The sequence below is a fragment of the Xiashengella succiniciproducens genome, assembly GCF_023674465.1.
Lineage (GTDB): Bacteria > Bacteroidota > Bacteroidia > Bacteroidales > Marinilabiliaceae > Geofilum > Geofilum succiniciproducens.
In genome coordinates, this window is sequence record NZ_CP098400.1 from 2,148,657 (window position 1) to 2,171,263 (window position 22,607).

The 22,607-nt window shown below is 43.0% G+C and carries 15 protein-coding genes; 2 read left to right on the forward strand and 13 right to left on the reverse strand.

Features of this window, described 5'->3' with window-relative positions; translation table 11 throughout:
- Positions 1-9: 9 nt before the first annotated feature.
- Complete coding sequence (locus tag M9189_RS09030) at positions 10-1,728, reverse strand: RagB/SusD family nutrient uptake outer membrane protein (protein WP_250722513.1); 1,719 nt, start codon at positions 1,726-1,728, stop codon at positions 10-12.
- A gap of 20 nt (positions 1,729-1,748) precedes the next feature.
- Positions 1,749-4,883 (reverse strand): SusC/RagA family TonB-linked outer membrane protein, encoded by a 3,135-nt coding sequence (locus M9189_RS09035; RefSeq protein WP_250722515.1) that lies wholly within the window; start codon positions 4,881-4,883, stop codon positions 1,749-1,751.
- A 373-nt stretch (positions 4,884-5,256) separates the two neighbouring features.
- Here M9189_RS09035 and M9189_RS09040 point away from each other — a divergent pair, with 373 nt between their 5' ends.
- Entirely contained in the window at positions 5,257-8,670 is a 3,414-nt protein-coding gene (locus M9189_RS09040; RefSeq protein WP_250722517.1) for a two-component regulator propeller domain-containing protein, read from the forward strand.
- Positions 8,671-8,733: 63 nt separating this feature from the next.
- Here the strand turns inward: M9189_RS09040 and M9189_RS09045 are convergent, their stop codons facing one another.
- From M9189_RS09045 to M9189_RS09090, 10 genes are all read right to left on the reverse strand, one after another.
- The gene (locus M9189_RS09045; protein ID WP_250722518.1) at positions 8,734-9,324 is read right to left on the reverse strand and encodes a RagB/SusD family nutrient uptake outer membrane protein; all 591 of its coding nucleotides are present in this window, start codon (positions 9,322-9,324) and stop codon (positions 8,734-8,736) included.
- A gap of 47 nt (positions 9,325-9,371) precedes the next feature.
- Positions 9,372-9,581, reverse strand: a complete 210-nt coding sequence (locus M9189_RS09050; protein ID WP_250722520.1) for a carboxypeptidase-like regulatory domain-containing protein — start codon at positions 9,579-9,581, stop codon at positions 9,372-9,374.
- A 184-nt stretch (positions 9,582-9,765) separates the two neighbouring features.
- Positions 9,766-11,490, reverse strand: coding sequence for a glycoside hydrolase family 9 protein (locus tag M9189_RS09055; protein ID WP_250722522.1), 1,725 nt, complete (start codon positions 11,488-11,490; stop codon positions 9,766-9,768).
- A gap of 11 nt (positions 11,491-11,501) precedes the next feature.
- Positions 11,502-13,934 carry a glycoside hydrolase family 94 protein gene (locus tag M9189_RS09060; RefSeq protein ID WP_250722523.1) on the reverse strand — a complete coding sequence of 811 codons (2,433 nt, stop codon included), beginning with the start codon at positions 13,932-13,934 and terminating at the stop codon, positions 11,502-11,504.
- A gap of 37 nt (positions 13,935-13,971) precedes the next feature.
- Entirely contained in the window at positions 13,972-15,597 is a 1,626-nt protein-coding gene (locus M9189_RS09065; protein ID WP_250722525.1) for an MFS transporter, read from the reverse strand.
- A 27-nt stretch (positions 15,598-15,624) separates the two neighbouring features.
- Positions 15,625-16,389, reverse strand: a complete 765-nt coding sequence (locus tag M9189_RS09070; RefSeq protein ID WP_250722527.1) for an NUDIX hydrolase — start codon at positions 16,387-16,389, stop codon at positions 15,625-15,627.
- A 386-nt stretch (positions 16,390-16,775) separates the two neighbouring features.
- Positions 16,776-17,465, reverse strand: a complete 690-nt coding sequence (locus tag M9189_RS09075) for an NUDIX hydrolase (protein ID WP_250722529.1) — start codon at positions 17,463-17,465, stop codon at positions 16,776-16,778.
- Positions 17,466-17,570: 105 nt separating this feature from the next.
- Positions 17,571-17,927 carry an MmcQ/YjbR family DNA-binding protein gene (locus tag M9189_RS09080; RefSeq protein ID WP_250722530.1) on the reverse strand — a complete coding sequence of 119 codons (357 nt, stop codon included), beginning with the start codon at positions 17,925-17,927 and terminating at the stop codon, positions 17,571-17,573.
- Between the two features lie 19 nt (positions 17,928-17,946).
- Positions 17,947-18,315 carry a YraN family protein gene (locus tag M9189_RS09085; protein WP_250722532.1) on the reverse strand — a complete coding sequence of 123 codons (369 nt, stop codon included), beginning with the start codon at positions 18,313-18,315 and terminating at the stop codon, positions 17,947-17,949.
- A 4-nt stretch (positions 18,316-18,319) separates the two neighbouring features.
- Positions 18,320-19,228 carry a S66 peptidase family protein gene (locus tag M9189_RS09090; protein WP_250722533.1) on the reverse strand — a complete coding sequence of 303 codons (909 nt, stop codon included), beginning with the start codon at positions 19,226-19,228 and terminating at the stop codon, positions 18,320-18,322.
- A gap of 146 nt (positions 19,229-19,374) precedes the next feature.
- Here M9189_RS09090 and metG point away from each other — a divergent pair, with 146 nt between their 5' ends.
- A complete protein-coding gene (gene metG / locus M9189_RS09095; protein ID WP_250722539.1) occupies positions 19,375-21,411 on the forward strand; it encodes a methionine--tRNA ligase in 2,037 nt (678 codons plus the stop codon).
- A 139-nt stretch (positions 21,412-21,550) separates the two neighbouring features.
- Here metG and M9189_RS09100 read toward each other — a convergent pair whose 3' ends face one another.
- A complete protein-coding gene (locus M9189_RS09100) occupies positions 21,551-22,558 on the reverse strand; it encodes an HU domain-containing protein (RefSeq protein ID WP_250722541.1) in 1,008 nt (335 codons plus the stop codon).
- Positions 22,559-22,607 lie beyond the last annotated feature (49 nt).

The window sequence follows — 22,607 nt, forward strand, 5'->3', positions numbered from 1 at the left end:
TTTAGGAGATTACCAACCTGGATTTTGTTTAAGTACATTATTAGATAATGTAATCTGAGTATTTGGAATCTGGAACAGTCCCTTTTTAGCAATGATATTAGCAGCTTTAATTACCACCTTATCATACTTTTGACCAGATAACACCTCTACTCCATCTTCTTCAGCAATAGCTGATGCAGCATAATCTACTCCCTGACGAAGCAGGTCCCAATAACGAACACCCTCGAAGGCCAGTTCTAGTTGTCTTTCCTTGAGTATATTCTCCTTTGTTGCTGTCAGCTCTGTAAAGTTTGGATCAAGCACACCATCAGTAGTATATGCCCTGCGACGTACATCGTTTAAGTACTGTGTTGCATTGGAACTGCCAAGTTCTGCAGCCATAAGAAGTACATCAGCATAGCGTATCACTACCCAATCTTGATATTGTGATATCTGAAAATCTCCTCCTCCCAATCCAAAAACCTCATCCACCAGCTCCATGCTACCGTCAGACTTGACTTCCCACTTACTCATTGGTGTATATTTCTTAACACTGTAACCGGTATATTCACGTTGATCATCCAGTTTATCAAATCCGTCCTCAATACTTTCTGCTTTCAGGTCAATTATCGAGGCAGATCGACGAGAGTCCCCATCACCATAAGCATTTACAATTGAGGGATGTACAGTGCAGGCTCCCCATCCCCTTCCATAAGGGAACACGCTGTAGTTGCGGAGTCCCATCATTACCAACCAGCGATTGCCATCTAGATTGCCATTATAATCTTGAGTGTAATTGAACTTAAGAACCAGTACACTTTCCTTATGGCCACGCTGGTAATTGGAAGCTCCATCAGCAACCCTCCTTCCTTCACTGTCAATTTTAACTTTTATACTAGACGCAGGCCACAAATCCCTGAAATTGTCAAGAAGACCATATTCTTCACTTGCAATTACATCCTCCAGATGTTGTAATGCCTGTTGTCCTGTTACTTTTCCAACAAGATCAGGCTTGCCATAATAACCAGTATAATATAGATAAACACGACCCAGTAAGGCTTTAGCAGCCCATCTTGTAATACGACCGTCATTCTCAGAAGCCTTTGACTTTGGATAGGCATCGGCAGGTATATTCTCTGCAGCGAAAAGTAAATCATCGGCTATCAAAGCATATACATCATCCGGGTTGGCCTGTGGAAGGTTTTCCTGAGTTGGTACAGTAAGTAAGGGAATATTGCCAAACAGTCGTACGAGGTCAAAGTAAAGTATGGCACGAAGCACACGTGCCTCACCCTCAACACGCTTACGGTTAGCTTCCTGTTCACTTGCAGTTGCCCCATTCCAGATAATCCTGTCAAGCTCCTGCAGGAGCTTGTTACATCTGAAAATACCTCCATAATACCTTATCCACAGATTATTGCCCAGATCAGAGTATGCTGGAGCTTCATTCTTATCAAAGCGATCAATAGCCTGATAATTTCGGTCATCACCAACCCCCAATGCTGCAAAACACTCATCAGACATTATCTCAGTCAGAAGGTAGAATGAAGCATCTACATCCGAGTTAGTACGTTGCCATCCATCATAACAGCCAATAAGCGCCATCTCTGCATCCAATTGCGTAGAGTAGAAGTTTGTATCAAATAATGATGTTTTGGGCTCGACATCAAGGAAGTCTTCAGAGCATGAACCAATGCTCAATCCCAGTACAGCTGCTGTGGCTAAAAGATATGTTTTTAGTGACTTCATAGTCTAAATTTTTAGTTGAATTAGAACTTCAGATTAACACCAAGGAGGAATACTCTTGGGCGTGGATAGTAACCCAGGTCTATACCTGAAACCCATGAATCCGTACCATATCCAATCTCAGGATCCATACCATTATACTTCGTAAATGTGAAAGCATTTTGAACCTGACCATAAAGCCTCAGTTGGCTCAGATATTCCCATTTGATCAACTTGCTGAAGTCGTAACCAAGTGATATATTACTAATTCTAAGAAAGTCGCCATCATGTATATAAAGGTCGGAGAAGTTCCAGTTGACATTACCATCTGTTACCCTCGGTATCCTGTTGGATGTTCCTTCACCAGTCCAACGGTCGAGAATAGCAGAAGTATAATTGGCCTTTTTGTTTGCATGATTACGGTAAGACTGTACGATCTTATTACCTGCCATTCCATTGGCAGTCACATTAAAATCGAAGTTTCTGTATTCCAGGTTAACACTAAAACCAAAGGTAAAGTCAGGCATACCATTACCTAGGTCAACCTTATCTTCAATATTAATCTTTCCGTCTTTGTTCTGATCTACATAGATTACATCACCAGGCTTCGGATTACTTTGAAAGATACCAAGGCCCTTGTTTCTCATCTCCTGAATCTGAGCCTCGTTCTGGAAGATGCCTGCAGTTTCGAAACCCCAGAAATAACCTACTGCATATCCGTTCTGTGCACGGTAAAATTCTTCGGAATTATCGTACAACATATTACTCTGACCATGGATTATACCATCTTCGGTTGGTATTGATCCTACTTCATTTTTGTTGTATGCACCGTTGACTGAGAGTGAATAATTAAGCTCACCCGCCTTGTCATTCCAGTTGATTCCAAGTTCAACTCCGGTATTTTTAACATCCCCTCCATTAATGAATGGCGCACCAGTTCCAGCGGTTCCAAGTATCGGTGCGGCAACTAACCAATCTTTCGTTGTCTTTACATAGTAATCAGCATTGATTCCCATACGTCCATTGATCATCCGTGCATCAAAACCTAGGTTAATCTGTTCCGAGGTTTCCCACTTAACATTTGGATTTGCAAGACGTCCCGGATATGCACCTTTAAGGTTAGATCCTAGAGAAGTACCAAACAGGTAATATCCAGCCGGGCTGCTACTGCTGTAGTTTGTTATAACCATCGGAGAAGCATATTGGAAGTTGTCAATATTCTGGTTACCAACCTGCCCCCAACTGGCTCTTAGTTTCAAATAATCCAAAGTGCCCTTTGTTCCTGCCATAAAGCCTTCTTCACTGATAACCCATCCAATTGATACAGAAGGGAAATAACCCCAGCGATTACCTCGAGCAAACCTTGAAGAACCATCAGCCCTGAAGGTGGCATTAACAAGGTATCTTTCGGCGTAGTTGTATGCTAAACGACCAAAATAAGAGACTCTTCTGGATTCAACAGAAGGACCGCCATATACAGTGCGCTTCTCTGTAACTCCGACGACATCGCCATTCTCATCTTCAATCAAGGTAGCCTGACCGGTTGTATTGTCCAGATAGGCATAATCCCAGTTGTTAAACTGATCAAGCAAATCCCAGTTGGATCCTCCAACATTCATTCCCTGATATTGAATAGACTCAGAACCAACCAGCATTTCAACATTATGATTATCAAACACTAATGAATAGTTGGCCGTATTTGTCCAGGTTAGGGTGTAGCCCTTGGACATGCCCTGTCCTACAGTGGTATGATCTTCATTGTAGGAATAAATTGAAAAGCGATATAATGGTGTGAAATTGCGGAATTCTGTTGCATAATAGTTAATTCCAAACAATGTTTTAAGTGTCAGGTTCTGAATAGGATTCAGCTCGGCATAGAAATCACCAAGCAGGTACTGATCCTTGTTCTCACGGTTATTATTTGTCATCATCAATCCGTATGGATTACCGTCACCATCATACCAAGGCGAACCACTTGTATCATTATATGGAAGCCCATATTTTCCATTATTGCTGTAAACAGGAGATAATGGAGAGGTCATAAAAGCTCCTCTAAGAGAGTTATTATATTGATTGCCAACCTGTATCCCGTTCCTGACCACGTGACTGACGTTTAAATGTTGGCCTACCTTCAGTACTTCCTTGTAAAGTTTGTGCTCAGAGTTCATACGAAAACCATATCGATCATAATTGGATACCTTTGGACCTCCAACCACACCCTCTTGCCCGGTGTAGTTTAGTGATATTGCATATATTGATCTATCCGAGCCGCCGCTGATCCCGATATTATAACCTTGAGTAACCGCATCCTCAACAAACATCTGACGTACCCAGTCAGTATCTGCAGCTCCTTCAAAAACCGAAGGGTTATATAAAGCAGCTTCCGAGTTAGCGGCCTGCTCCTGCATTATGGAAATATACTCCTCCCTGTTGAGCATATCTGTATAGCGTGCCACACGCTGAATTCCATAATAGGAGTCTATACTTACCTGTGCCTTTCCACTACGACCACCCCTGGTGGTAATGAGAACAACACCATTGGCAGCCTGAGAACCATAGATGGCAGCTGATGCAGCATCTTTCAGAACATCTATACTCTCAATATCTGCAGGAGAAATTGTTGATATATCTCCTTCAATACCATCGATTATAAATAGGGGACCAGAATTACCAATGGTACCCAAACCACGAATAGTAACCTTCATATCCGAACCCGGTTGTCCTGATGTTGAACTGATTGTAACACCCGGAGTCTGTCCCTGAATAGCTTGCAATGCCGAAGTAGTATTCATCCTTTGGATGTCATCACCCTTCACCTGAACGGTGGCTCCTGTGCTTAGCTTCTTCTTCTGTACGCCATATCCCATCACTACAACCTCTTCGAGGTCAAACAATGCAGATCTCATGGTAATATATAATATTGTCTGATTACCGACACTAATCTCCTGAGATTCCATACCGATAAAGGAGAATACCAGAATATCATCAGGATTGGCCTGAATAGAAAAATTACCATCTACATCCGTTATTGTTCCTATGGCTGTACCCTTAATAACTACGGATACCCCTGGGACCGGTACGTTTTGTGCATCTATAACTGTACCGCTGACAGTCTGCTGAGTCCATGCGGACATGGCTGCAAAAACCAGAAATAGTATCAACAAACATTTCTTTAACATAGCCTTAGATTTAGTGTTATGGAGCTTAGAGTCTCTTTGAATCTCAAATATATTTTAACAATAATTAAGCTTTGTCTTCTTTTGTTTAGAGCTTAGGTGTAATTTGTACACCAGCAGGAGAAATATGTAATCTATCTTATCCATATTTGTCTTCATCCTACCCGCTTATATCCTTTCTATCAAAGTATTACAACCACACAGTACGCTTAATGATTTTCCTACAAAAACTGGTACAGGAAGGAAAAAATCATTAGCTTTCCGGGACCTGTTTGTAACATAATGTTTATACTTACGTTAACAGGGTTTAGTTTTTGTAACTGTTGAACAAGGGTGCCTGATGATATCACGACGAAGTTGGCAAAGTAGAATTCTTTTGTATCTTCTTTTGCTTGTGGCCAGTAGCGGTTTTGCCGGATCCTTACCTGCTGTTCCTGTCACTTTACGCCATTATTCCTCTACAAACCGGATTCCGGATGTTTCCATCCAAAGCATTTACGAAGATAAAATTGGCATCCTTTGGCTGGGTGTTGAATCTTCGGGTCTTGTTAAGTTTGACGGGAAATCCTATACCTATTATAAGAATGATCCTGAAGACTCCACCACACTCACCTCCAACTACCCTCTTAGCATTCTTGAAGATAGGGATGGCTATATTTGGGTTGCAACTCACAGCGGGCTCAACAAGCTCGATCGCTTTACAGACAGGGTCAAGAGATATATTAACAATGAAAAGGATGCTAATAGTATTACATCCAACTCTGTCAATAAGATCATAGCAGATAAGAACGGAAGACTCTGGTTTGGTACTACCAATGGGGTCAACATCCTGGTTCCGGGGACCGACAATTTCATTCACTTCCTTCACAACACCGATTCACTCAGACCTTCCCTAAACACTGAAATTACCAATATGCACATTGATGCAATGGGGAATATCTGGATTGGAACAAACATTAACGGGCTCTTTATGGTAGGTCCCGACACCTACAATATGGCACCTGATAAATGGGCAAAGTCAATAAACCAACTGAGTACAGAGAATGATGCTAATATCAAAAACTGGCCATATGTTGCTACTCCAAACGATTTGAACCAAATAAAGGGACTGGCATCCACAAAGGATGCTGACACCCTGTGGGTGTCAAGTACCACCGGACTTTATATCCTTCATCAAAAAACAGGAAGGATTGAGCGATATAGTTTCTCAAGTCCGGGCTATGCTCATCTTTCACATATGCAATATTACAGCCTCTTACTTGACAATGAAAATGTATTATGGGCAGGTACGGCCAACAGTGGGTTGGTAGTAATAAACCTGAACACCGGAAATACAAGTCACCTTTATGCAGAAGAGCACGAGCACAACCAACTGATGAGCAACGCCATACGAGACATAATAGAGAGCAGGGATGGGTTGATATGGATTGCGACCAAGTTTGCAGGACTGCATTACTACGACAAGAGACAGCGTACTATAGCTCATGTAAAAAAAGGCGGCACCGTAAACAACTGGTTGAGCGACAACTTCGTACTATCAATTTGTGCAGACGGAGAAGATGATCTTTGGGTGGGGACCAAACAAGGTGGTCTATGTCGATACGACCGTAGTACTTTCACATATAAATGGTATCTGGCTGATGGTAAACCCGGTAGCTTGCTCAGCAACCGGGTTGAAGCTATTGCTGAAGAGGAGAATGGAACTATCTGGGTTGGAACTGATGAAGGTCTGTATGAGTACATTAGAGAAAAAGACAAGTTTGTAAAGCATCTGCACCAGTATGTAAAAAACATATATATTACAGATGATGGGTATATATGGATTGGTGCTCCATCAGGCCTTTTCAGGTTTTCAATTACTGAGAAAAAGCTTTCTGCACCTGATAGTAAACATAAAGGGTTTTTCAATACTCAGGGCAATCTTAGCATATCAAGAGTAATGAAGGACAGCCGAGGAGTTCTTTGGATTGGAACCAACAGTAATGGCTTGTATGAGTATCATGAAGATACTGACTACCTCAAAAATCATATGCCCAACAAAGCAGACCAGTATTCGATAAGTGGCAATCAGGTAAGGGCAATATACGAGGATAAACTCGGACGTTTATGGATTGGTACCAAGTCAGATGGCCTCAACTTGTACGACAGAGGTACAGGACGTTTTTTCCACAAGTCCTCTCCCCGAAATCTCCCTTCAAATACTGTATACAATATACTTGAGGATTCAAACGGCAGGCTATGGATGGGTACTCACTCAGGCATTTCCATGTATAATCCAAATAAAGAAATGTTTGTCAACTTTGCAGATCACCATGGACTACAAGGTCTTATATTTGAGAGCAATGCCTTCGCAAAGAACAAACAAGGAAAGTTCTTTATGGGTGGTGCAAATGGTATGAACGTATTCTCTCCTGATGAGATCACTTATAAAACTCAGCATCCCCCTCTAATCATTACAAAGTTCGAAATCTACAACAAACTAAAGGATAAGGATATCTTCCAGTTTAAGAGATATGAACTTTCAAGACAGGACAATTACATCTCCTTTGAGTTTGCCATCCTTGATTATACAGATCCTCAGGAGAACCAGTTTGCCTACATGCTGGAGCCTTTTGATAATGATTGGGTGTATTCGGAAAACAGAAATTTTGCATCTTATACCAATCTGCCGCCCGGAACCTACAGATTTAAGGTAAAGGGAGCCAACAGCGACAAAGTTTGGAATGATGACCCTATGGAGATAGAGATAGTCATTCCTGCCCCTATCTGGGAGAAAGCATGGTTTTTTCCTTTAGTGCTTGTATTAATAGTTACAATACTATTCATTGTATGGCAGATGAGGGTCAGTGCTTCCCGCAAGAGAGAGAACATTTTAAAGAAAGAAGTAGCAGAAAGAACCCAGGACCTCGAAGAAGCTTATCACAAACTCGAGGAATCCAACAGGCAGGTTGAGAAGCACAATCGTGCTCTTCGTCTCCAACGTGACAGGATAACCAGACAAAATCTGGAACTGAAAGCCCACAGGCAAAATCTGGAATTGATGGTTGCCGAACGAACCAAAGATCTTGAAGAGGCAAAAGATAAAGCTGAAGAAAGTGACAGGCTAAAATCAGCCTTCCTGGCCAATATGAGTCATGAAATCCGTACCCCACTCAATGCCATCATGGGCTTTATAGATATCCTGGAGGCCAATGAACTGGATCCTGAGGAAAGAAAGACCGTCAATGCTATAATACAAACCAATAGCGACAACCTCTTGCAATTGATCAACGATATTATTGATATCAGCATCATTGAGGCCAACCAGCTTGTAATCAGAAAGAAAGAGTTTGATTTCCATGCCTTCCTGTATGAGATTGAGATGAGATACAATGCTCACAAGGATTTAAGAAACAAAGATGTAGCTATTATCAGGGAGATCCCTGACGGAGTTGAAGAACTTAACGTGTATTCAGACCAGATGCGACTGCGTCAGATATACAACAATCTGATAAACAATGCTATCAAATTCACAGACAGAGGCCATATTAAGTTTGGCTACAAGCTACAAGATCAAGACACCCTCTTGTGTTTCGTAGAAGACACAGGAATTGGGATCTCGGAAGAAAACATCAATAAAATCTTCCGTCGTTTCCACAAAATAGAACCTACTGCAGCTAAAGTACATAGGGGTACCGGACTGGGACTTTCAATATCCAAGAATCTATCAGAATTACTGGGAGGAAGAATCTGGGTTGATTCAATTCCCGGAAACGGAAGCACCTTCTTCTTTACAATCCCAATCCGCTGAAAAAACAGAGGCTGCCTACTGGCAGCCTCTGTAAACCAAATCAATGAAGATTTCAAGCGCACTCTAGTAACCCGGGTTTTGATCGCTTAAGTCTATTGCCGAGTTAAGGTTGATTTCGGTAAGAGGTATAGGGAATAATTCATGTTTACCTTTTACAAAACCGGGAATTTCCTGATCTGCCAAACCCCAGCGAACAAGATCCCAGAATCTGTGTCCTTCAAATGCCAGCTCCAGTTGACGTTCTTTTACGATAACGTTAAACAGATCAGTCCCTGTCAGGTTTTCCCATGATGAATGATCGGTTGCACCTGCCCGTTCTCTTACCTGTTTGATTAGTGGTACGGCCTTGTCATCCTGATTATCCTTATTATAAGCCTCTGCAGCCATAAGTAGTACATCAGCGTAACGAATAATCTTGAACGGAGTGCTGTAGTTAACTTCGGGAACGGGTGCACCGGGAGATCCAGATACAGGAAGTACCGAGATACCAGCTGATTTTCCTTGAATAGCATGTTCAACTCTACCCAGAGATGAACGTTCAAGAGTTTCCGCATCTACAGATGATATAGCTGCAGTAACAACACTCTTGCGTTGAACACCATAACCAATTACAACAACCTCATCCATGCCTTGAACAAACTCTTCGAGTGCCACATTGATAACACTCTGATTGCCAACAGTCACAGATTGAGCTGCATAACCTACAAAGCTGAATTCCAGGACATCCGATGGAGAAGCCTCAATCTGGTACGTACCATCTCATTAGAGATGGTGCCCTTGAGAGTGCCCTGAATTACTACGTTTACCCCAGGTAGGGGTGAACCTTGAGCGTCTGTTACAGTACCGCTGATCATGCGATCTGAACCTTGAGCAAACACAGCAACTGAAGTTGCAAAACTGATAATCAGCATTGTAGCAAAGCTCGTAAGGAGCTTAATGCCTGTACGTCTGACCTTTTTTCAACCGGTCGAGCGCGTAGTAAACCCGATTTTTTTTCATACTTTTGGAAATCCTTTGTTTTAGTTATTATTAAATACTAGGGATAGTCACCCGTAAGTCAAAGCTGCAACTATTCCTACGGGTGACTTTTTTCTATTATTTGGTCATAGCTGATGCATTTATGGCACCAACAAGGTAGACCAGGGGCGCATTCCAGTTAATTGCTATCTCATTTGTTGAGTAGCTACATACCATATCGACATACGATTTGGCAGGAAAGGGGCTTCTTTCATTTCCATCATCAGAGCAGTCAGTCAGCACATCCAGATTAGGACCTCCCGCAAGGAAACCGGGAATCGGCTCATGAATACCATCAGCTTCCGAGGGACGGTGATGTATATTCATGACCCTTTTCTCTCCGAAGCCGGTAACAAAGCAATATCCTGTGGCATTGCGACCCAAGATATAATCAAGGTCACTTATTGCCGATTCTAAATACTTTCTGTTACCTGACAATCTATAGGCGCACATCTTTAGCATCCCTTCATTAGCAACTGTTGAGTTGCTACCCCAGGCGAAGGATTGAATACTGACAGCATAGGGAGAATTCTCCCACACGCTAACAAGGTCGTCCGCGAGTGCTATGAAGTCCTCGCTCAATGGAAGGGACAGTTCCCCTTCAAGTTCAGGGTTTTCAAGCAGGGACATAGTACCCAAAGTCCTAACATCCATCCAATTTGGGACAGAGGGTTGATCATAGTACGTCACTACTAAGTTCTTTGCATTCGGATCTCCGCTTGCAATAAACAGTTCACTTGCCGCCCAATACCACTCATCATTCAGATTCCAGTCACCATAGGCTCCGGTTACTATATCTTCAGGCTGCTTGTAATAAACATCAGGGTGTTGCAACGCCCAGTTCCAGGCAAGCTTTGCAGCAGCCAGGCAACTATCCGCAAGTCCCGGGAGTAATTCCTCATAATCACGCAGAATACGAGAAGCGGCAGCATTTAGAGCTGTAAAGTCTAGTGCAGCAGCAGTACTTTTGGCTACAACATATCTATCGCTCAATGACTCATGTGGCATAATGAAGTCATCAAACTGCTTGGATGTCAACTTGTGATATACGCCTCCGTCAAACGGATCCTGCATAGTAAGAACCCACCTGAGGTTGAACAAAGTCTCAGACAATAGGTCCGGCAGTCCACTTCCGGACTCAGGAATATTTACGCCTAGTGTGTCAAAATACTCCCTGTAATCCTTTAAAGCCTTTAGCAGGGTATAGGTAGTGATTGCACTGTTGACTACATACTTATTGTAATCACCTGCATCATACCAGCCCAGAGGTGAAGATATCACCGTACCCTCAGGTCTTTGCTCTGTGGCTGCAGAAGCGTGGACATATACGACTGTGTCAGGATGACCTGCCTGTCTATACCAATAGCCCGCATACTTTTCCTCAAGAGGAATGGCTGTACGATTGTAATAAAATGCCTTGATAGCGGCCCTGACAACCTCATCGTAGGGCTTGTCACTGACAGTAATCTGGTACCGGACATCGCAACCAGGAATTTCCAGTAGAAATGTTCCTTTGCTGTTGAGCCAACTGAAGTCAGCTCTACGGACAGTGTCGCCTGAAGGCTCCCAGAACTTGGCACTGTCGGCAAAGACCCTTAAAACAAGTTTTCCGTCAAGATCTTTGATTAGTATCTCTTCATATTGATCGTCAAGTAAAACCAGTTTGGGTCCGGATGTAAAATAGCCCACCTGATTGTACTTCAACACGTCTTCTGCTGAATGATTATCCTTTCCGTTACAGGCTACTAAAAGAAGTGCTGTAAAGAATAATGCAGACAGATATCTATACATATCGCTTTTCATAGCTCAGGTTTTTATCCCATTATTACTTCAACCAGATATTCTCCTGGTTTCATTATTGGTATTACATTGCCGTCCAGCTTCCTGCCATCGAGCAAGATAGTCTTAACACCCTTGTTTACTCCGTCAGGGTTTGTTACCATGATCTTGTACTCAGCATTGCGGAACTTCCTCCTAACCTCAAAGCCTTTCCAGTCTTGCGGGATACAGGGATCTATCAACAAACCGTCGTAAGTGGGGCGTACTCCCAGTATGAACCTGCTTATTGCGTAGAAGTTCCATGCAGCAGTACCTGTAAGCCATGAGTTCTTTGCCTCTCCAGGCTTGTGTGCGTCCTTACCTGCAATCATCTGTGCATACACATAGGGCTCGGTTCTGTGCAACTCACTAATATCCTCTAGAAATGAAGGGCAAATCTTTTTGTAATACTCCCATGCCCTTTCACCCCTTCCGATCATTGTTTCTGCAATTATAATCCAAGGGTTGTTGTGGCAGAAAATTCCTGCGTTTTCCTTATAACCTGGAGGATAGGTAGAAATCTCTCCATATTCAATCACATATCTTGTGAATGCTGGATTATTCAAGACTATGCCATAGTCACAGTCCAGATACTTCTTGACTGAGTCAAGGGCTTTTTCAACCAGCCCCTCCTCTACTCCTACCTGTGCCATAGAGCACCAGCCCTGGGATTCAATAAAGATCTTACCTTCTTCATTTTCCTTACTTCCTACCTTTTTGCCATAGTAGTCATAAGCCCTGAGGAACCATTCTCCATCCCAGCCATGCTTTTTAATAGCCTCAACCATATTATCGACATGCGCCTGAGCCTTGTTGGCCTCTTCCTCTTTTCCTATTTGTCTGCACAGTTGAATAAATTCCCTTCCATAGACTACAAAGAGACCGGCTATCATCAACGATTCAGCTGTTCCACCAGTCTTATTCTCTGTAGTCTGGAAGGATTCGTCAGGGTTGGTTGAGAAGCAGTTGAGATTCAAACAGTCATTCCAGTCTGCCCTGCCTATCAGTGGCAGCTGATGCGGTCCAAGATTATTGACAACATGGTAGAATGACACTTTAAGGTGATCAAAATGAGACTTTGCCTTGCTTTCATCATTGTCAAACGGCACCATCTCATCAAGAATTGAGAAGTCACCTGTCTCCTTGATATATTCTACTGTAGAAAGAATCAACCAAAGCGGATCATCATTGAAGTTCCCACCGATTGCATTATTTCCTCTCTTGGTCAAAGGCTGATATTGGTGGTAGGCACCACCATCCTCAAATTGAGTAGAGGCAATATCTATTATCCTCTGGCGTGCCCTGCCGGGTATCTGATGCACGAAACCAATAAGGTCCTGATTTGAGTCGCGGAAGCCCATTCCACGACCTATACCTACCTCAAAGAGAGATGCCGACCGCGACATATTGAAGGTAACCATACACTGGTATTGATTCCAGATATTGACCATTCTGTCGAGGCGTTCATCATCACTCTTTAGCAGGTAAACGCTAAGCAGTGAGTCCCAATAGCTACGTAGCTCCTCCATTGCGTAGTCAATCTTACCGGGTGTATTAAAGCGACTGATAGTATCCTGAGCCTTAGTCTTATTAATAACACCTTTGGACTCCCACTTAGCATCATCCTCATTTTCAACATAGCCTAGGATAAAAATAAAGTCACGACTTTCACCGGCCTCCAGCTCAATCTCAAAGTAATGAGAAGCCACTGGAGACCAGCCATGAGCATGCGAGTTGCGTGGCTTACCCTCTACTACCGCCTGAGGGGCTGAATACTCATTGTAAAGCCCCACAAAGGACTCACGATCAGTATCATAACCGTGAACGGGAACCGTGGAGTGATAATAGGCATAATGATTACGCCTGTCTTTATACTCGGTTTTATGATAGATTGTGGAATCCTTAATCTCTACCTCCCCGGTACTTAAGTTGCGCTGTAGATTATTCATATCATCCTCAGCATTCCACAAGCACCATTCCATGTATGAGAACAGTTTGAATGACTTCCTTGTACCGGTTAGGTTGGTTAGTTTCAGACGTTGAATCTCACATAATGCATTCAGAGGCACAAAGAACAGAGCCTCAGCCATAAGTCCGTTCTTTGCTCCCTTTACAACAGTATAGCTAAGGCCATGACGGCACTCATAGGTATCAAGTGGAGTTTTCACAGGTTTCCATCCCGGAGACCATACTGTTCCATCCTCATTAACATAAAAGTACCTACCGCCATTATCCATTGGTACATTATTGTATCTGTACCTGGTAATGCGACGAAACTTGGCATCTTTGTAGAATGCATATCCTCCCGCTGTGTTGGATATAATAGAGAAGAAATCCTCATTGCCAAGATAATTGATCCAAGGCCATGGCGTTTCAGGATTTGTAATTACATACTCCCTTCTATCATCATCAAAATATCCGAACCTCATCTCTCAATATATAAGTGTTATTAGTAATTATTTCTACTTAATAGGTTTCAGTTGCACGACGACGTGCCAGTTCAGCCGTTATCTCTTCCATCTTCCTTGTTGTAAGTGGGTAAAATGCCATTACAATGGCTCCAAGCAATGCTATAACAGCAGGGATCCAGCTCATCAGCATAATTATACCAGGAACAGCCTGACGTATGGACTCATGGTTCAATCCGTCATAGCTGAAAGCAGCCAGTACCATTCCTATTATTGCTCCGGCAATACCTCCACCAAACTTTGTAGCAAGTGAACCAGCTGAGTATACCAGACCTGTAGCTCTGCGATTGTTGACAAACTCAGAGTAGTCGGCAGCATCACCCAACATTGCAAAAAACAGGGTTGGGAATATTGCAGCACCAAACTCGGAAACCAGACCTATTGCAAAGATTTGGACTATGTCGTCAGGTCCACAGAACCAGAACAGGGCATTAATGCTACCTGAGAAGATAAAGGCAGCTACAAACAGATTTCTCTTTCCCATTAGTCTGCTTAGATAGGAAGTCACCATTGCACCTGCAATAGAGGCCAACATCAGTCCCACCATAAAGAAGGATGCAAGCAATTGATTATGCAGGAAGTGACTGAAATAATAGAGGATAGTACCCTGTTTAATTGCATTGTAGGTATTAAATATCAGACCAATAAACAGGAGCACCAGCCAAGGCCTGTTAAAGGCCAGATCCTTCATATCCTTCAAAAGGTTTGTCTTCTGAGATTTTGGTGGTTGAACCCTCTCTCTTGTTGTTGCAAAGGTTATCACAAGGAATAGAGCTAGAAATACTGACAACAGATAAATCGAGTTGCTGTATCCCCTTTTCTGATCAATAATACGGACATCTTTTGCCTTGATATCATCTTCTCCAGTTACAATAAAGGAGTACTCCTTACCGGCTTCCATAGAAAGACTCCAACCAACACGCGGTAGGTTGTAACTCTCTGCAGGCTGATCAGACAATTGTAATAAAGCATTGCCCTCTGAAAAGAAAGTCCTGGCACCTGCCCTGATATTTACATTATCTACACTCTTGTCTGTTGATACTGTGAGAATATACTTCTCACTATCAAGCTTCTCAACATCAACCCTGGGGTTGATGTTGCCGAAATAAGCTACGAGAAACAACAGTGCTCCCTGTACTACCAAGCCTCCGGTAAAGGCTCCCACCATTCTGTATGATCCAAGACTTGTACGTTGCTTGTCATCACCTGTCATTACTGCCATTAAGGCTCCGTATGGTACATTGTTGGCTGTATAGACAAGGATAAACAGCAGATAGGTTGCATATGCATAAACGATCTTTCCCTTGGGACCCAGATCAGGGGTAGTAAACAGCAAAGAAAGAGAAACTGCAAGAGGGATAGCCGTCCACAACACCCATGGTCTGAACTTTCCATACTTTGACTTTGTGCGGTCACAGATAAGTCCCATCAGAACATCAGTAATCCCGTCTGTCGCCCTGGCTACCAACAGGAGCAAAGCAACAGCCGCAGGATGCAATCCAAAGACATCCGTGTAGAAAATTGCAAGGAATATGGCTACACCTCGCCATGCAATATTGGCTGCTCCGTCACCCAGAGCATAGCCTACTTTTTCTTTTAAACTCAGTTTCTCTGAAAAATTCATATTCTGTATCAGTTCACTTACTTATTCCTAAATCGCAAAATCCAAAAGCTCCCTCCGGGTCGCCTCATATGTATCTTTGTCAAAAGTGTAAAGACGGGCCGGTTTGTGTGCTACTCCTACTTGCTTCTCATCCAGCTGCCTCAGATACTTCATCCTTGCTACCTTCTTCCTGAAGTTGCGCTTGTCCAGATTAACTCCAAGAATCACTTCATATACCCTTTGCAAATGAGACAGGGTAAACTTCTCCGGCAACAATTCAAATCCAATGGGCTCTCGGATCAGATCTTTACGAAGCTCTTTGAGTGCTTCATTAAGGATGTCCACGTGGTCAAAACCAAGGTCAGTTACCTCAGCCACCGGAGTCCACCTTACATCTCTACCTTTCCATTGCAATGTCACCTGGTCAATATCCAGAAGTGAATAATAGCCTACTGTGACTATCCTGTCCTCAGGATTACGACCACTGGCCTTTAACCATATCTTATCCTTCTCGCGACTTATCCGTGTTGGAGATCCAAAGGCTTTGAATTGCTTCAGGTAAATATCCTCAAGACCGGTAAGGTCAAACAGGATACGTGCCGCTGCTTCATCCAGGTCCTCGTTCTCATATATGTGGTTACCCGTCAATGTAAGGTCATTTACTATCTCCTCTCCAGTACTCTCATCAATCAATACCCGATCTACAAGCAATACATTCAGTCTGTTGAAGTCAAAACCAAAAATCACACAGTCAACAGAAACAAAATTGTTGATTACTCCACGCTTATATTTATGTATTGAGTCTCCTTCCATTTTTCCAATTCAAGATGTTAGTGTGATTTTTACACTTTCAAAAACTAATGCTAAATTATATTACTTTTCCAATAATGTAAACAAGTATTTTTTACACTTTTAAAAGCAATTTTAAGGTTTGTTATCGGAATGATAGACAGGAAGCCACTTTGTGTAGTTTCGACACTAATTAAAATTTGTGTAATTTAGAATCTTTCTAATTAATAAAGAGCAAAAAAGAGTAATCTGGACAAATATAAAACAGTTGCTATATTATTGTATTCCAACATCTTAGAATTTATATTCTGGACAACCCTGGAAGTAGCAGCATTAAAAATGGGTGCCCCGGCTGGGACACCCATTACAAGTACTAATCTAAAAAGATATCTGCTAAGTGGCTTTAAGCACTATCTTTGATTGTGCAATCTAAATACCATTCTACTATAAGGTTCAATTTGTTCAGGTTCCTTGAATCTGTAATAAAAGGCCCCCTTCCTTGAGTTTGCTTTATCCTTAAAATTAAGTCTTTCGATAACATTAAGAGACTTGACCCTTTTTCTGAAATTTGACGGGTCAAAGGGTCTTTTATAAATGGCGTAGTACAGATCAACAAGTTGATTGAAGGTAAAGAAATCAGGAAGCAGCTCCCTGCCAATAACTTCATTTGCGGCCTTGGTCTGCAATGCCAGCAGGGCCTGGTCAACCATGACCTTATGGTCAAATATTAGTTCAGGCAATTCACTAATAGGTATCCAGTGTGCACCATTCTTACCAACCAGTTCGGTATCATGATCCTGAATCTTGATAAGCGCAAAAAATGACACACTAATTACTCTCTCACCCGGGTCACGGTTTGGTTCAGAAAATGTATAAATCTGCTCCAGGAATATATCTTTCAATCCGGTTGTTTCAAACAGAACCCTGAGAGCAGCATCTTCAACTGATTCTTTTTCATTTACAAAACCGCCGGGCAGGGACCATCCTCCCTTACCAGGGTCAAAGTCGCGATGCCTTAGGAGTACTTTCAATTCGGAATCCTCATAGCCAAAGATAACGCAGTCAACAGCCACAAGGAATTTAGGGTGATTATAGGTCATAACAGGCAAATATTTCTCAATAGTGAATATAGTATTTTTATCTATTATAAAGCATGATCCCTTGAAAAACCTTAATGTGCCTCCAGGCACATTAAACCCGTATGGCTATGCTTTCTTCTCAAATTCCTCTCTTGTCTTTCTGGGCAAGCTTTTGTATACCAAGGCATAAGAATGATTGATCATGTTTCTGAGGAATTCATCATTCAGGCTCCCGTCAATATCTATAGTATTCCAGTGGGTCTTATTCATATGATAACCGGGACGTATTGCAGAATGTTCCTCCCTGAGTGTAACAGCATATTCGGGATCACATTTCACGTTGATGCTGAATGGTCCGTCTAGTCCAGTTAATAGGAATATCTTCCCACCAACCTTAAAGACTAGGGTGTCTGGACCGAAGGGCATATCCTCGGTAACATGGGGAAGAGACAAACAATAATCACGAAGGGTCTCAATATTCATAGGTATTCAATTAAGTCAATTACTCTGCCTGTGCAGTAAATGCATCCTCGATATGTTCTATATCCCAGCGCCCGTCTCTATGAGAGATACAGGCAATGAGGTCAAATCTGATACGGTTGTCCAGCTTTTTGTAACGTACATAATTATCGGCTGCAAGAATCAGGTAACGCATCTTGAGTGGCATCACACTGTCACGTGGGTGTAGCACATCACTACTGGTTCTGGTTCTGACCTCTACAAAAACCACGGTATCACCGTCGAAAGCTATTATATCAACCTCTTTGTGATGGAAGTACCAGTTGCGCTCCACTATCTTATAACCTTTTGCCTGCAGATATTCAGCAGCTTTGTCCTCACCAAGTCGCCCAAGATCATTATGCTCTGCCATAGATTCAGGTATTGTACTGCAACAATAGTCCTTCACTTGTCACCTTCATCCTGACTTCGGTACCGAGTACCAGTGGCAGGTTAAGCAGATCATGACCGGCAGGAAAGCCAAAGGCCACGGGAAAAGGCAAATCCCTTACAGCTTCTGCAATAATCTCATAAGCTGTCTGACCAAAGTGGGGTTCTGAATCCTTCATATCGGTCATCCCTCCTATTATAAGTCCGGTAAGCCCTTCAAACTTGCCCGCAAGTTTGAAGCCCCTAACCAGCCTGTCCATATGATATAGATATTCTCCAACATCCTCGATAAACAATATTTTTCCTTCAGGATTAAAATCAAGAATGCTTCCCTTAAGGATATCCAGCACTGTAAGGTTACCTCCTATAAGTACCCCCTCCCCTATTCCGGCTTTATTTAATGGATGCGGTTCTACCATGTATTCAGGCCATAGTCCGGAAACCAGATCCCAAAGCATGTCAACTCCATTATCAGGGGCACCTTTCCTGTCAAAGGCCTTGGGCATGGGACCATGAACAGAGGTGAGTCCCATTGTGTTTTGAAGTAAGGAATGGAAGTAAGTTATATCGCTGCAGCCGATAAACCACTTATGTTTTTTTGCCAAAGGAGAAAGATCCACCATCCCGGTCAGGCGCCCGCAGCCATAACCACCACGGCTAAACCAGATAGCAGCAACTTCCGGATTATTTATGGCAGCCTGCAGATCCTCGGCCCTGTTTCTGTCCGTACCTGCAAAGCGATTCCACGAATCATATACATGGTCTCCTATCCTTATCCTGAGCCCCCTTCCTCTGAGATACTCAGCCGCAGCTTTGATATAGGAAGCATCCACTATGCCTGCAGGCGATACTATGGCAACCAGATCTCCGGGTCTCAGACTCTCTGCTAATGTCATCACATTTGATTTAAAACAAATATTAAAAATAATACATATCCACAAATACCGTGAAAGCATATCCCGGTCATTTTCTAAATCTTTAGTTATCTTTGTCAGACTTGTAACGAACATACAACAATACGATATTATTTAGCCAGGAATTTATGACGAATTTTAAACGCACGCTGGTCACCTCAGCATTGCCTTATGCCAATGGTCCTGTGCATATAGGACACCTTGCAGGGGTTTATGTGCCGGCCGACATTTACACACGTTACCTCAGACTTAAAGGTGAGGATGTTTTGTTTATCGGAGGATCTGACGAGCATGGTGTGCCCATTACCCTCAAAGCAAGAAAAGAGGGTATCTCTCCCCAGGATGTGGTTGACAAGTACCACAATCTAATCAAGAAATCATTTGAGGACTTTGGTATTTCTTTCGACATATATTCAAGAACCACCAGTAAGGTTCACCACGAAACTGCTGCTCAATTCTTCAGAACCCTTTATGACAAAGGCAAATTCCTGGAAAAGGAAAGCGAACAATATTTCGATCCTGAAGCCCAGCAGTTTCTTGCCGACAGGTATATAACAGGAACATGCCCACACTGTCATAAGGACGGTGCATACGGCGACCAATGCGAAAGCTGCGGTACTTCACTCAATGCAATGGACCTTATTAATCCAAGATCGGTTATTTCAGGTAGTACTCCGGTACTTAAAAAGACAAAACACTGGTACCTGCCTTTGGATAAGCATGAGCCTTTCCTTAAAAAATGGATCCTTGAGGATCATAAGGAATGGAAGTCAAATGTTTATGGTCAGTGCAAATCATGGATAGACCTTGGCTTACAGCCCCGGGCTGTAAGCCGTGACCTTGACTGGGGTGTACCTATTCCTGTAGAAGGTGCTGAAGGCAAGGTTCTTTATGTTTGGTTTGATGCTCCAATCGGTTATATCTCTGCTACCAAGGAACTGACTCCCGACTGGGAAAAATACTGGAAGGACCCGGAATGTCGTATGCTACACTTTATTGGCAAGGATAATATAGTTTTCCACTGTATTATCTTCCCCTCAATGCTTAAGGCTGAGGGATCTTACATCCTGCCCGACAATGTTCCGGCCAACGAGTTCCTCAACCTCGAGGGAGACAAGATATCAACCTCACGTAACTGGGCTGTATGGCTACATGAATACCTTGAGGACTTCAAAGACAAGCAGGACGTGCTGCGCTATGTGCTTACAGCCAATGCACCTGAGACCAAGGACAACGACTTCACCTGGAAGGACTTTCAGGCAAGGAACAACAACGAACTTGTTGCTATATACGGTAATTTTGTCAACCGCAGCATAGTGCTGACTCACAAATACTACAACGGGGTGGTTCCAACTCCCGGCCAGTACAACGACTTTGACAAGGAAACTGTAACGGGTATTCAGGAGCTGATTGGAAAGGTTGAAGTAGCCCTCGACAATTTCAGGTTCCGCGAAGCAGTCAAAGAAGCTATGAACCTTGCAAGGCTGGGTAATAAGTATCTGGCTGATACCGAACCCTGGAAGCTAATCAAGACCGATCCTGAACGTGTAAAAACCATTATGTATATCTCTCTGCAAATCACTGCAGCCCTTTCAATCCTGATGGAGCCCTTTATGCCTTTTTCCTCACGTAAACTGAGGGATATGTTGGGCATGGAGGAAGCCGACTGGGCTATCAGCAAGCAGGAAGAGATTCTGAAACCAGGGCACAAGATCAATGAAGGTGAACTCTTGTTCCAGAAGATAGAAGACACTGAGATAGACCGTCAACTTGAAAAACTTGCAGCTTCAAAGAAGGCCAACGAGATGGCTGCAGGCAGAAACATAAATCCGCAAAAGGACAACATAAGCTTCGATGACTTCAGTAAGATGGACATCCGTGTCGGTACCATCCTGGAGGCCGAAAAGCTGCCCAAGACCAAGAAACTACTGAGACTAAAGATAGATACAGGTTTAGACCAACGAACTGTGGTTTCAGGTATTGCCGAACATTTTAATCCTGAGGAGATTATTGGTCGTCAGGTTACTATGCTTGTCAATCTTGAGCCAAGGAATATCAAGGGTATCGAATCCCAGGGTATGATCCTGATGGCTGAAGATGCTGACGGAAAACTTGTATTCGTAGGACCTGACAAAAAGATAGGTAACGGATCTGAAGTACGATAAGTACTCTACTGTATAAAATCCAAAGCCCGGACTTCCATCCGGGCTATCAACAGATTAGGCTGCCCATTTTTGGATAGCCTATTTTTGCAAAAAACCCTCAGGCTGATGCTCTGAGGGTCCGGAATATCATAGCTAAATACTATCTTGAATGGTGTACCCAGACTGAGGCAAAGCGACTTTCTTTTCTTAGTTCGTTCATTGCCATCACAGCCTCATCCCTGTTGCTGAATGACTTGATTGCAATCCTGTGTCTGCCTGACTTATCTGCAAGCACCTTAGCATCTTCAAAGCCCTCAGCCTTATACTTAGCTACTGCCTTGGCAGCTGGTACTGCTTCAACAAAGCTTGCTGCAATAATATGGTATGGTCCTGATGACTTTATCACTTCCGCTGTGGTGACAACCTCTGGAGAGGCAAGAACCTCATCGGTCTGAATCTCTGCAGGTGAGGACTGAACAAGAGCACTGGAAGCTGCATTATCAGAAATCTCAACAGTCTCAGTAGGTATGGCAACAGTCTGTATTGCTTCAACAGGATAATTTACTGTCTGTTTAAAAGACGGTGTAACACCGGCCTGATACATATCCGGTGTGTTCAGATTGAAGGTGGAAAGAACAAAGAACCCGGCAACCATGGCAGCAGCTACTCTGTAATACCATGGTGAACGTATTGAGATTACCTCATTAACCATGCGCCCTGACTCAATCCTTGCAATGTGTTTGTAATCCAGTGGCTCAAATCTGAAAGAGCTCAATCCGAAAGCCTCCGGCAGGAATGACTTGCTGTCATTCGCTTCAAACAGAATATTACCTATTGCATCATAGCGCAATATTCCTACCTCACCAAGACTCACTGTTTCACCAGCATTAATACGGTCGCGTATGTCGATGACAAAACTTTCGACGATACCCGCAGCATCAACATAAGGAATTGAGAACTTCATCGCAATATGACTGATTAGCAATCCGTCATTGTGATGCAAACTGCGGTTGAAGCCGATCTCCTTGCAAGGTGGCATAAAGACACACCCGTCAGCAGCAATTACAGCAGACCTGTGATTGGCAACAAATGCACCCAGTCCTGGCACTATCACGCAGTCGTGATAGTGCAGAAGTTCTGCGATATGTATTTCCACTGCTTCTTTCATACACACAAATATAAGGAATTTTAAACGCCAAAGGAAGATTGTTTTTTAA